The sequence below is a fragment of the Paenarthrobacter sp. NPDC089322 genome (assembly GCF_040684895.1).
GTDB lineage: Bacteria > Actinomycetota > Actinomycetes > Actinomycetales > Micrococcaceae > Arthrobacter.
The window spans coordinates 1-12,282 of the sequence record NZ_JBFBGW010000027.1 but is presented as its reverse complement, the minus strand read 5'-3'; the positions used below and the strand labels follow the sequence as shown (position 1 = coordinate 12,282).

Here is a 12,282-nt window from a genome sequence, read left to right as displayed (position 1 = left end):
CTTTCAGATGAGGTCGGGGGTAAGGGGGTTGTAAGGAAAGGGGGCCGCTTCTGTCTTCTTTGGGAAGAGCCGAGCAGCGGTGTAGTAGAGCGGGGCTACCACCACCAGGCCAACGAGCCAGGAGATGTCGACGCCGCCCATCGCTGCAGCCAGCGGGCCGGTGTATACGGCGGTGGCGGAGAACGGAACCTGGATCAAGGCGCCTGCTACGTAGGAGCCGATGGCGACCCAATTGAACCGCCCGTACACGCCGCCGTCGCGCTTGAAGAAATCATCCACGCGGTAGTCGCCGTGCCGCAGCAGGTAGTAGTCCACCAGGTTTATGGCCGTCCACGGAACCAGGACGTACATCAGGAAGGACAGGAAGTTGGTGTAGAAGAGGATGAAATTGTCGCGGGCAAACAGGGCGATGCTGACGGCAACGACGAAAAGGATGACTGCGGCGATGCTGCGGGTCCGGGCGTGCGGCAGCCACGTCGGCTTGAACGTTTGCCCGATGGTGAGGGTGCACAGGACGCCGCAGTACAGGTTCATGGCATTGGACGCCGCGACCCCCAGGCAGAAAATACCAACGATCAGCAGGGTCCACGGCTGAAGCAGGGCACCCAGGCTGCCTACGATCTCAACGTCACCGTTGGCGCTCAGTGCGACGGCCAAGGTACCTACGAGTGCACCGAGGAGCATGGGGAACAAGGTTCCCAGCACGCACCCGGAGTAGGACGCCCAGAACGCGGGCGCGGAGCCGGTGCCTTGTGGCATGTAGCGGGAATAGTCGGAAACGTAGGGGGCGTAGGCCAGCTGCCACAGCGCTGAAACCGAGATGGTTCCCATGAAGCCCACCCAGTTGAAGCTGCCTTGGTCCAGGAAGTCGGCAGGAAGGCCGTGGACAAACAGGATCCAGGCGAACGCCAGCAGCAAGGCCAGCCCCGCAGCGACGCTCAGGATGCGTGCATACGCGTGGATGAGGCGGTAACCGAAGATCGTGGCGATGACGCTGACGATGCCGATGATGACGATGCCCGTGTCCACGCTCATGCCCGGACTGACTGCTGCCATGGCTTCGCCGCCGAAGACCAGGTTCGCGGCGAAGAAACCGACGTACATGACCACAACGATGACAACGATCAGCAAAGCACCGAACGACCCGAACTGGCCGCGGGTCTGGATCATTTGGGCCACGCCGAGCTGGGGTCCTTGGGCGGAGTGGAGGGCCATGAAGATGCCGCCCACAACGTTGCCGATAATGATGCCAAGCACCGCGGGCACGAAGTTCAATCCGAAGACCGTGGTGGCCAGCCCGCCGGTCACGATGGTCATGATCATGATGTTTGAGCCGAACCAAATGGTGAAGAGATCCCGGGCCTTGCCGTGCCGTTCATTGAGGGGAATGGGCTGGATGGTTTTGTCCTCGAGGCGGGGCACCTCGGCGGGGGCTACTGGCGCGGTCATCATGCGCTCCTTGAAACTGTTTGAAGCTCGCGGTCGGGACGGCCCGCTGCCTTGCTGCGGTTGACCATCAAAGCGAGGAGGTCGAAGACAAGGGTGGCGGCAGCGACCGTGGTGATGTCGGCGTGGTCGTAGGCCGGGGCGACTTCCACGACGTCGGCACCCACGATGTTGATGCCATCCAGTCCGCGGAGCAAGGCCAGGAGTTCGCGGGAGTGAAGCCCGCCCATCTCCGGTGTTCCCGTGCCGGGGGCATAGGACGGATCCAGGACGTCGATGTCGATTGAGACGTACACCGGTGTGTCCCCGAGACGATCCTTGACGCGCTCAATCGCCGCCGGAACACCGATGACGTCGAGGTCGGAACAGCGGATGATCTGGAACCCGAATTCGTGGTCGCGGAGGAAATCGTTGCGGTCATACACCGGACCGCGGATTCCCACGTGCATCGATTTGTCCTCCACAAGCAGGCCCTCCTCGAAGGCCCTCCGGAAGATGGTGCCGTGCGTGACGGGCTGGTCGAAGTACGTATCCCACGTGTCCAGGTGGGCGTCGAAGTGCAGCAAAGCCACCGGTCCATGAACTTTGTTCAGCGCCCGCAGCATGGGCAGGGCGATCGTGTGGTCGCCGCCGATGGAGATGAGTTTCTTCTCCTCGCTGATCAGAGGCAGCGCCTGCTCCTCGATCTCGCGGACCGCGCGGGTGATGTCGTAGGGAGTGCAGGCGATGTCTCCGGCGTCCACCACTTGGGCTTCGTACACTGGCTCGACGTCGAGCTCCGGGTGGTAGCCGGGGCGGAGGAGCCGCGACGCTTCCCGGACTGCGGCAGGACCAAAACGGGCGCCTGGCCGGAAGGAGGTTCCGCCGTCGAACGGTACGCCGACAATTGCGATGTCGTAGTCCGGTACGCGGTCGATTTGGGGGAGCCGGGCGAAGGTGCCGAGGCCGGCGTAACGGGGAACTTTCGTTGCGTCGACAGGGCCTACGGGCTGGTGCGTTGTCATGGCTGGTTCCTTCGATTGCTGGGGTGCTCGCCGTTGAGCGGGAAGTACGTAATCCAATTCTTGGTGACACGCATCACGCAGGATAGCGGTACATTGACTACAAATGGCCGAGGCACTTAGACAAACGTCTAAGTCCCCGAAAACGCAAGGAAGAGAAGCTCCTCATGGCGATCACAGTCTCCGAACTCGTGGCCGAACCGCAGCTCGGACTTACCCTTCTGGCAGGATTCCGAGGCGGCGACAACCGCATCACCTGGGCCCACACATCGGACCTCCCCAGGCTGTGGGAGTGGGTGACCGGCGGAGAGCTCATGATGACCAACGGGATGTCCATCCCGGCTGACGCTGCGGGGCAGGTGGCGCTCGCGGAGGCGTTGGTGGACTCCGGAGCCAGCGCTTTGGCCATCGGCGAGAAAATGCATGCGCCTACGTTGCAGTCCGAGTTCCTGGCCGCATGCGACAGCTTGCCCCTTCCGCTGATCACCATCCCGTATCCCCTTCCCTTCATCGCGATCGCCCGCTCGGTTGCCGAGTCTTCGCTGCTGGAGGAGTCGCGGCGGTTGCGGCAAACGGCACGGGTCTATGACTTGTTGAGGACCGCCGGCGCTTCGGAAGACCATTGGCAAAGCCTCGTCCAGCGGCTGGCCACGGAACTCGACGCGGAACTGTTCATCGTGGACCGCCGCTGCCTTCACCCCTGGCATCCCGACGGGCAACCCCTTCCGGTGTTCCTCGCCGAGGAATGGTCTCCGCTTCCCGGCCATGCCTCCGTGACGGGGAAGAATTTCCAATGGCACCGCATCCGCGGCCGACACGTCCTGACCATGGACATTCCCACCCACTCGAACGCGCTTCTGGTGGTGCTGCCCAACAGCGAACCGCACCCGGACGCCGTCGTACTCCTGCACGCCGCAACCGTGCTGGGACTGCAACTTTCGCGCATCGTGCTGTCGCTGGAAGGCCGGCACCGGCTGGCGGGAGAGTTCCTGCTGCAGGCGTTTGATGGCCGTTTGGGGACCGCGGAAATGGAAAGCAGGATGGTCGCTTTCGATGTTCCGCCCCAGGACTTTGTGGTCGCCTCGATCTCAGCGGAGGGCATCGGCTCTGCGGGCGGCGGCGATTCAACGCCCGGCGTCGATTCAAAGCCCGACGGCGATTCAAAGCCCGACGGCGGCGGGCTGGCCAGCGTGCACATCGACCTTTGGCGGCACGGCCTTGCAGCGGCATCGCTCAGGCGGAACAACCGTCTGCACGTTGTCCTCGCCGCCGATGTTGCGGACGATGCGTTGGCCCACTGCGCAGGGGCCAACGTGAGCATCGGCGTCAGTTCCCGTGCAGGTGTCGCCGCTATCCAGCGCGCCCTGCAGGAGTCACTCTGGTCCCTCGGATCAGCGCGGGCCAACGAGCTTGGCCTTGCCCGTTACGCTGAGGGTCCCACCTGGCTTGGACTGACCAGCTTCGAAGAAGGCGCGGCCTTGGTTCGCCGCTTGCTGGGCCCGATCTTCGACTACGAGCAGAGCGAAGAAGGCGATCTTCTCATCACTTTGCGGACGTACCTGGACTCACAACGTTCCTGGCAAAAGACGGCGGCAGCACTGTTCGCGCACCGGCAGACCATCATCTACAGAATGCGGAAAATCGGCGAACTGACTGGGTTGGACATGGGCGAAACGTCCACAGTGGCGCAGCTCTGGTTCGCCTTGCAGATCCACGAAGCCCTGCGGAGCTGACGGCTGAGGCTCGATGCGCTGCTTGCGTTTCTTCCTGGGGACCAGCTATGGTGTGAACCGTGTCACCCAGGTGGCGCAAACGCTTTTGATCTGCGGCGGGAGAGTCCTGCCGGGTACATCCAGTCAGGCGCCGTAGGAGCAAATCCTCCCCAGGAATCTCTCAGGCCCATGTACCGCCGCGGCGAGGCAACTCTGGAAAGCAGTCCGGGCAACCGGGCTCACCGACGGTGCAAGTGGTCATGGCCAAAAAGTCAGTCCACGGAATCTCTCAGGTCCAATACAGAGCGGGGAGGAACCCACATTCATCGTGGCGCTCACACGGCGCCTGAATCATGGAGTTCCTCTTGACTGTTCACTCAACCCCCACCGCCTTCGCGGACCGGCATATCGGCGCCCGCCGCCAGGCCGACGTTGACACCATGCTCAAGGCCATCGGCTACGACTCTGTCGACGGCCTTGTGGACGTTGCCGTCCCCGATTCCATCCGCCAATCCTCGCCGCTCACGCTTCAGAAGGCGCTCAGCGAAACCGAGGTCCTCGCTGAGCTTCGCAAGCTGGCCGCCAAGAACAAGACAGCCGTCCAGATGATCGGCCAGGGCTACTACGACACCGTCACGCCGCCGGTGATCCGCCGCAACATCCTCGAATCTCCCGCTTGGTACACGGCATACACCCCGTACCAGCCCGAGATTTCGCAGGGTCGCCTCGAGGCACTGCTCAACTTCCAAACCATGGTCCAGGACCTCACAGGACTGCCGATCGCCAACGCCTCCCTGCTGGATGAAGCCACCGCCGTGGCTGAGGCCGTGCTGCTGATGCGCCGGGCGAACAAGGACAAGGCCGCGAAGGATGGCAAGACTGTCCTCGACGCCGACCTCCTCCCGCAGACCATCGCGATCGTGAAGGGCCGCGCGGAAGCGCTGGGCTTCGAGGTTGAGGTTGCGGACTTGTCCTCCGGGCTGCCCGACGGCGACATCAACGGGATCGTCCTGCAGCAGCCCGGTGTTTCGGGCCGGGTCTTCGACCACTCCGCCGTGATCGCCGCGGCGAAGGAGCGCGGTGCCCTGGTGACGGTTGCTGCCGATTTGCTGGCGCTCACACTCATCACCCCTCCCGGCGAGCAAGGCGCCGACATCGCCGTCGGAACCGCGCAGCGCTTCGGGGTCCCGCTGTTCTTCGGCGGCCCGCACGCGGCTTACATGGCGGTCCGGACGGGCATGGAGCGGACGCTTCCGGGGCGCATCGTGGGTGTGTCGAAAGACAACGCCGGCGTGCCCGCCTACCGCCTCGCCCTGCAGACCCGCGAGCAGCACATCCGCCGCGAGAAGGCCACGTCCAACATCTGCACGGCCCAGGCATTGCTCGCGATCGTAGCCTCGATGTACGCGGTCTACCACGGCCCCGACGGCCTGAAGGCAATCGCAGAAACGGTCCACGGACACGCGCGTGTTTTGGCCGCCACACTCCAGAAGGCCGGCCGCGAACTCGTCTCTGATTCCTTCTTCGACACCCTCACCGTCCGCGTCCCGGGCAAGGCCGACAAGGTGATCGGCGCGGCCGAAGCCCGCGGCATCAACCTGCGCAGGATCGACGAGGACACCGTGGGTGTTTCCGTCGATGAAACCACGACGCCGGAAGTCCTCTCCGCGGTGGCCGTCGCCTTCGGCGCGGGTCCGGTAGGGGACGCGGCCGGGTTTGAGCTCCCTTCCTCGGTTGTCCGGACCTCTGATTTCCTGCAGCACCCGGTGTTCAACACACACCGCTCCGAGACGCAGCTGTTGCGCTACATCCGCAGGCTGTCCGACCGGGACCTGGCACTGGACCGCACCATGATCCCGTTGGGTTCGTGCACCATGAAGCTGAACGCCACGGCGGAAATGGAGGCCATTTCCTGGCCGGAGTTCGCTTCCATCCACCCGTTCGCGCCGGATTCCCAGACAGCTGGTTGGCGCGAGCTGATTGATGGCCTGGAAGCCGACCTGACCGAGATCACGGGCTATGACCAGGTTTCCATCCAGCCGAACGCCGGTTCCCAGGGTGAGCTTGCAGGCCTGCTCGCGATCCGGGGCTACCACCTGTCCCGCGGCGATTCCCAGCGCAACGTGTGCCTGATCCCGGCATCGGCGCACGGGACGAACGCGGCTTCGGCCGTGCTCGCGGGAATGAAGGTTGTTGTTGTGGCCACGGCTGCCGACGGCACCATCGACCACGCCGATCTGACCGCGAAAATCGAAGCCAACCGCGACGTGCTCTCCTGCATCATGATCACTTACCCGTCCACGCACGGTGTATATGACGCCGACGTCCGCGAGGTCTGCGATGCCATCCACGAGGCCGGCGGCCAGGTGTACGTCGACGGTGCGAACCTGAACGCCCTGGTTGGTCTGGCTCAGCCGGGCAAGTTCGGCGGCGACGTGTCCCACTTGAACCTGCACAAGACGTTCTGCATCCCGCACGGCGGCGGCGGACCCGGCGTGGGCCCTGTTGCAGCGAAGGCACACCTGGCGCCGTTTATGCCGGGTGATGCCACCAAGGAAGCGCACGAGGAAGGCCATGGCGTTGCCATCTCGGCATCCCGCTTCGGTTCTGCCGGCGTCCTGCCGATTTCCTGGGCTTACGTCAAGCTCATGGGTGGCGAAGGCCTCACCGAAGCCACGAAGTCCGCCTTGCTGGCTGCCAACTACGTTGCTTCACGTTTGGATGAGCACTTCCCCATCCTCTACACGGGCGAAGGCGGACTCGTGGCGCACGAATGCATCCTGGACCTCCGCGACTTGACCGCCCGCACGGGTGTGACGGCTGAAGATGTGGCCAAGCGCCTCATCGACTTCGGTTTCCACGCCCCGACGCTCGCCTTCCCGGTGGCCGGAACATTGATGGTGGAGCCGACGGAGTCCGAGGACCTTGCGGAAATCGACCGGTTTATCGAAGCCATGATCACCATCCGGGCCGAGATCGAACAGGTTGCTGCCGGTGATTTCTCCGTGGAAAACTCCCCGCTCCGCAACGCACCCCACACGGCAGCCGCCGTCGTAAGTTCCGCCTGGGACCGTGAGTACCCGCGCGAGCAGGCCGTCTTCCCGGTGCCGAGCCTGAAGCAGGACAAGTACTTCCCGCCCGTGGGGCGCATCGACGGCGCGGCGGGCGACCGCAACCTCGTCTGCTCGTGCCCGCCGCTCGAAGCGTTCGAGGAAAACACAGCAGGCTTTGAGAACTAAAGGATCCCGACATGTCTGAGAACTACACCGCTCTCTACGATCAGCACAAAAAGGCCGGCGCGTCCTTCACGGACTTCGGCGGCTGGCAGATGCCGCTCAAATACGAATCCGAGCTTGCCGAGCACCACGCCGTGCGTCAGTCCGCAGGGCTGTTCGACCTCTCCCACATGGGCGAGGTCTGGGTCAGCGGTCCGGATGCCGCAGCTTTCCTGGATTACGCGCTGGTGGGCAAGTTGTCCGCAATCGCGGTTGGAAAAGCCAAGTACTCGCTGATCTGCGACACCGACGGCGGCATCATCGATGACCTCATTTCCTACCGCCGCCCGTCTTCCGAGGGCAGCGACAAGTACCTCGTGGTCCCCAACGCGGGCAACGCCAAGGTTGTCGCTGCGGCTTTGCTTGAGCGTTCTGCGGCGTTCGATGTTGCGGTGCAGGACGCCTCTGCCGAGACGTCGCTGATCGCGGTCCAGGGCCCGCACGCCGAGGCCATCCTGCTCACCCTGGTTCCGGCGGAGCAGCACTCCCTGGTCACGGAGCTGAAGTACTACGCGGCGGTTGAGGTGCCGGTAACTTACGACGGCGGCACTCAAGACCTGCTGCTCGCCCGCACGGGCTACACCGGCGAAGACGGCTTTGAGGTCTACGTTCCGAACGAGGACGCCCCTTCACTGTGGGAGGCGCTGCTCGAGGCCGGCGAAGGACACGGGCTCATCCCCGCCGGCCTCGCAGCCCGCGACTCGCTGCGACTTGAGGCCGGAATGCCCCTCTACGGCAACGAACTCTCCCGGCACGTCAACGCCTACGCCGCCGGCCTCGGGCCCGTGGTGGCCTTGGCCAAGGAAAGCGACTTTGTGGGCAAGGAAGCATTGGCTGCGATCAAGGCGGCCGGTGTCGGGGACACGATCGGGCAGAAGCTCGTCGGCCTCAAAGGCAAGGGTCGTCGCGCCGCACGAGCGCACTACTCGGCCCTCAAAGACGGTTCCCTGATCGGCGAGGTGACCTCAGGGCAGCCGAGCCCCACGCTCGGTTACCCGGTCGCGTTGGCGTATGTCGACGTCGAACATTCCGCGGTTGGCACGGTAATTGACGTGGACCTCCGGGGGAAAGCCGAGCCATTCGAGGTTGTGCCGCTGCCGTTCTACAAGCGCCAAAAGTAGTCACGAGAGAAGGAATCGATATGAGCAAAGTTGTTGCCGAGCTGAAGTACTCGGCTGAGCATGAATGGGTTGCCGTTGATGGTGGCGGGACTGTGGGGATTGGGATCTCCGCTGTGGCCGCCGACGCGTTGGGCGACATCGTGTACGTGGACCTGCCCGAGGTCGGTTCGACCGTGACTGCAGGGGAGACCTGCGGTGAGGTGGAGTCGACCAAATCGGTGTCGGATCTGTACTCACCCGTCACCGGTGAGGTAACCGAGATCAACGACGCCGTCGTCGACGATCCCGCCCTCATCAACAACGACCCCTATGGTGCCGGCTGGCTGTTCAAGGTTGCCGCCACGGAAGAAGGGCCGCTCATGACGGCAGAAGAGTATGCAGCAGCCAACGGAGGAGAGCTGTGAACCCTGTTTCCGTAAGTGACTTCGAGCAGGTTGTGTCGGCGTCGTTGGACGCTGACCTGGCTGCGCTCGACCCCGAGATCGCGGCCAAGATCGACGACGAACTAGGCCGCCAGCGCGACGGCCTGGAGATGATCGCGTCCGAAAACCACACCGCCGTGGCTGTCATGCAGGCGCAGGGTTCGGTGCTGACCAACAAGTACGCCGAGGGCTATCCGGGTAAGCGCTACTACGGTGGCTGCGAGCACGTTGACGTCATCGAACAGCTGGCCATCGACCGCATCAAGGCCCTGTTTGGCGCCGAGTACGCGAACGTTCAACCGCACTCCGGCGCCCAGGCCAACGCCTCCGTGATGCACGCACTCATCAAGCCTGGCGACACCATCATGGGCCTGAACCTCGCCCACGGCGGCCACCTCACGCACGGTATGAGGATCAACTTTTCCGGCAAACTCTACAACGTGGTTCCGTACGGGGTTCGCGAGGACACCCACACCGTGGACATGGCCGAAGTCGAGGCCCTGGCACAGGAGCACAAGCCTGCACTCATCGTGGCCGGCTGGTCCGCTTATGCGCGGCAGCTGGACTTCGCGGAGTTCCGCCGGATCGCTGACTCTGTGGGCGCATACTTGATGGTGGACATGGCGCACTTCGCCGGTCTGGTCGCGGCGGGGCTGCACCCCTCGCCGGTTCCGCACGCTCACGTCACCACGTCCACCACGCACAAGACCCTCGCCGGTCCGCGCGGCGGCATCATCCTGAGCAACGACGCCGACATCGCCAAGAAGATCAACTCCGCAGTGTTCCCCGGCCAGCAGGGCGGACCGCTGGAGCACGTGATCGCGGGCAAGGCAGTTGCCTTCAAGATCGCTGCCTCCGACGAGTTCCGTGAGCGCCAGGAACGTGTCCTGGCCGGTGCCAGGATCCTCGCCGAACGCCTGGTGCAGCCCGACGTGGTTGCGAAGGGCATCAGCGTGGTTTCCGGCGGCACGGACGTTCACCTGGTCCTCGTTGACCTGCGCAACTGCGAACTCGACGGCCAGCAAGCCGAAGACCGCCTCGCCGCTATCGACATCACGGTCAACCGCAACGCCGTCCCGTTCGACCCCCGCCCGCCCATGGTCACATCCGGCCTCCGTATCGGCACGCCGGCGTTGGCGACGCGCGGTTTCGGGGCAGCAGCCTTCCGGGAGGTTGCGGACATCATCGCCCAAGCGTTGATCGCCGACGCCGACACGGACCTTTCGGGGCTGCGTCACCGCGTCGAGCGGCTGGCTGATGCGCACCCGCTGTACCCCGAAGTTCCGAACCTGGGCTGAGCCTCGGTGGCCCGGTGGCCCGGCGGGCCTGACGTCCTCTGCGGGCTCGGTCGCGTCGGCCCGATGGGGCCGACATCCTCCGCGTGCTCGGTCGCGGAAACGCCCGCTGAGCGGACGTGACGCTCCCTTAGACGCACGCTTCCGGATACCGGCCCCATAGGGGTCGATGGTCCGGGGCCTCGATGGTCCGGGTCGGACTCGCGGGTTCGTATGTTAGGGAATGGGTCAGCTGCCGGGGGTTGGCCTTGACGGGGCGACGTTTTGTTGGACTCCCGGGTGGGGTGTTTGCTGGGAACGAATACCGCACATATAACCGGGTTTGGAGGTTTGGCACTGGACCTCCATTGGGGCCGGGTTCGCCTTGGCTCGGGATTGGACCCGGCCCCGCACTTTGTTTTTCTTGTTCACTCTCCCTGAAAGGGATCCGGCCATGGCTGTTGGTGTTTTCGATTTGTTCTCCGTGGGTATTGGCCCGTCGAGCTCGCATACCGTGGGTCCGATGCGTGCCGGGGCGGTGTTTGCCCGGGAGTTGCGTGAGTCGGGGGTGCTGTCTGCTGTGGCGGGGTTGCGGGTGGATTTGTACGGCTCCTTGGCGGCGACTGGCAAGGGGCACGGGACTTTTACTGCGACGTTGTTGGGCTTGGAGGGCTTTGAACCCGAGTTGATCCTGCCCGACGAGGTGGAAGAGCGCCTTGCCGCGATCGCTGAAACGGGCTTGCTGAACCTTGCCGGGGCTTCCGGCGACGGCGTCCAGCTGCAGTATGCGGTGGAGGACATGGTGCTGCATCCTTTGACAGTGCTGCCCCGGCACACCAACGGAATGAAGTTCGCCGTCACCGATGCCGAGGGGAATGTCCTCAAGGAAGCGACGTTCTTCTCGGTGGGCGGCGGGTTCATCGTCCGTGAGGGCGAGGAGAACTCGGCACAGCAGGAACTGGACGAGTCCAAGCAGGAGCTTCCGTTGCCGTTCCGGACCGCGGCTGAGTTGTTGGGCCGGTGCGCGAGCAAAGGCCTGGGCATCAGCGACATCATGCTGATCAATGAGCGGGCGTCCCGGACGGAAGAGGAGATCCGGGAAGGGCTGCTTCATATCTGGTCGGTGATGGAGGCGTGCGTCGAAACGTCGTTGAAGCGCGAAGGTGTGCTGCCCGGCGGACTGAGGGTCCGCCGTCGTGCTCCCGACTGGCTGGAGCGCCTCCTGAAGGAGGACAAAGACCGGAACGATCCCAAGTACTGGCAGGAGTGGGTCAACCTGATCGCCTTGGCGGTCAACGAGGAGAACGCCTCGGGCGGCCGGGTGGTCACGGCACCGACGAACGGCGCGGCGGGAATCATCCCGGCGGTGTTGTACTACGCCTTGAATTACGCGCCGGGCATGGACAAGGCCAGCCAGGCGGACAAGGACGATGTCGTGGTCCGCTTCCTGCTCGCCGCCGGTGCCGTGGGTGTGTTGTACAAGGAACAGGCCTCCATTTCCGGCGCCGAGGTGGGCTGCCAGGGCGAGGTTGGCTCGGCGTCGTCGATGGCTGCTGCCGGGTTGGCCGAAGTGATGGGCGGTTCCCCGGCGCAGGTGGAGAACGCGGCGGAGATCGCGATGGAACACAACCTCGGGCTGACGTGCGATCCGATCGGCGGGCTGGTGCAGATCCCTTGCATCGAGCGGAACGCGATCGCTGCGGCGAAGGCGATCAACGCTGCGAAGATGGCGCTCTGGGGTGACGGCACGCACCGGGTTTCCTTGGACGAGGTGATCGTGACAATGCGCGAGACGGGCAAGGACATGTCCCACAAATACAAGGAAACCGCGATGGGCGGCCTGGCCGTCAACGTGGTCGAATGCTGAAGGAAAGAACCCCATGACCCTCGCCCCTGAAGGCCGCAAGCTGCTGCGCGTCGAAGCCCGCAACGCCCAAGTCCCGGTTGAACGTAAGCCTGAGTGGATCAAGGCGAAGGTTCAGATGGGTCCGGAGTTTGTCGGGTTGAAGAACCTGGTGAAGAAGGAAGGCC

The 12,282-nt window shown here is 64.2% G+C and carries 8 protein-coding genes, 1 pseudogene and 1 riboswitch; of the genes and pseudogenes, 7 read left to right on the top strand and 2 right to left on the bottom strand.

The genetic code is table 11. The features are described from left to right. Positions 1 to 3: 3 nt before the first annotated feature. Both AB0N65_RS19380 and speB read right to left on the bottom strand, forming a co-directional pair. Positions 4 to 1,452: a cytosine permease gene (locus AB0N65_RS19380; RefSeq protein WP_364165475.1), complete on the bottom strand. Its 1,449-nt coding sequence runs from the start codon at positions 1,450 to 1,452 to the stop codon at positions 4 to 6. Further along, the gene (gene speB / locus AB0N65_RS19375) at positions 1,449 to 2,450 is read right to left on the bottom strand and encodes an agmatinase (RefSeq protein WP_364165472.1); all 1,002 of its coding nucleotides are present in this window, start codon (positions 2,448 to 2,450) and stop codon (positions 1,449 to 1,451) included. Before speB ends, AB0N65_RS19380 begins: the two co-directional genes overlap by 4 nt. A 164-nt stretch (positions 2,451 to 2,614) precedes the next feature. Here speB and AB0N65_RS19370 point away from each other — a divergent pair, with 164 nt between their 5' ends. From AB0N65_RS19370 to AB0N65_RS19340, 7 genes and pseudogenes are all read left to right on the top strand, one after another. Then, positions 2,615 to 4,180, top strand: a complete 1,566-nt coding sequence (locus AB0N65_RS19370) for a PucR family transcriptional regulator (protein WP_364165469.1) — start codon at positions 2,615 to 2,617, stop codon at positions 4,178 to 4,180. An 86-nt stretch (positions 4,181 to 4,266) separates the two neighbouring features. Beyond that, positions 4,267 to 4,366, top strand: a riboswitch (glycine riboswitch). 158 nt (positions 4,367 to 4,524) lie between these two features. Further along, positions 4,525 to 7,398 carry an aminomethyl-transferring glycine dehydrogenase gene (gene gcvP / locus AB0N65_RS19365; protein ID WP_364165466.1) on the top strand — a complete coding sequence of 958 codons (2,874 nt, stop codon included), beginning with the start codon at positions 4,525 to 4,527 and terminating at the stop codon, positions 7,396 to 7,398. Between the two features lie 11 nt (positions 7,399 to 7,409). After that, positions 7,410 to 8,555, top strand: coding sequence for a glycine cleavage system aminomethyltransferase GcvT (gene gcvT / locus AB0N65_RS19360; protein ID WP_364165463.1), 1,146 nt, complete (start codon positions 7,410 to 7,412; stop codon positions 8,553 to 8,555). Positions 8,556 to 8,575: 20 nt separating this feature from the next. Next, positions 8,576 to 8,959 carry a glycine cleavage system protein GcvH gene (gcvH, locus tag AB0N65_RS19355; protein ID WP_364165460.1) on the top strand — a complete coding sequence of 128 codons (384 nt, stop codon included), beginning with the start codon at positions 8,576 to 8,578 and terminating at the stop codon, positions 8,957 to 8,959. Continuing rightward, on the top strand, positions 8,956 to 10,275 hold the full coding sequence (gene glyA, locus AB0N65_RS19350; RefSeq protein WP_364165457.1) for a serine hydroxymethyltransferase: 1,320 nt from the start codon (positions 8,956 to 8,958) through the stop codon (positions 10,273 to 10,275). Before gcvH ends, glyA begins: the two co-directional genes overlap by 4 nt. A gap of 430 nt (positions 10,276 to 10,705) precedes the next feature. After that, positions 10,706 to 12,118: an L-serine ammonia-lyase gene (locus tag AB0N65_RS19345; protein WP_364165454.1), complete on the top strand. Its 1,413-nt coding sequence runs from the start codon at positions 10,706 to 10,708 to the stop codon at positions 12,116 to 12,118. Between the two features lie 13 nt (positions 12,119 to 12,131). Further along, positions 12,132 to 12,282: pseudogene (locus AB0N65_RS19340) on the top strand (lipoyl synthase); the annotation flags it as partial.

Bases quoted from the DNA above. Each gene is read 5' to 3' on its own strand.
- AB0N65_RS19370 (WP_364165469.1), top strand. From the start codon at position 2,615: ATGGCGATCACAGTCTCCGAACTCGTGGCCGAACCGCAGCTCGGACTT.
- gcvH (WP_364165460.1), top strand. From the start codon at position 8,576: ATGAGCAAAGTTGTTGCCGAGCTGAAGTACTCGGCTGAGCATGAATGG.
- AB0N65_RS19345 (WP_364165454.1), top strand. From the start codon at position 10,706: ATGGCTGTTGGTGTTTTCGATTTGTTCTCCGTGGGTATTGGCCCGTCG.
- AB0N65_RS19380 (WP_364165475.1), bottom strand. From the start codon at position 1,452: ATGATGACCGCGCCAGTAGCCCCCGCCGAGGTGCCCCGCCTCGAGGAC.
- speB (WP_364165472.1), bottom strand. From the start codon at position 2,450: ATGACAACGCACCAGCCCGTAGGCCCTGTCGACGCAACGAAAGTTCCC.
- gcvT (WP_364165463.1), top strand. From the start codon at position 7,410: ATGTCTGAGAACTACACCGCTCTCTACGATCAGCACAAAAAGGCCGGC.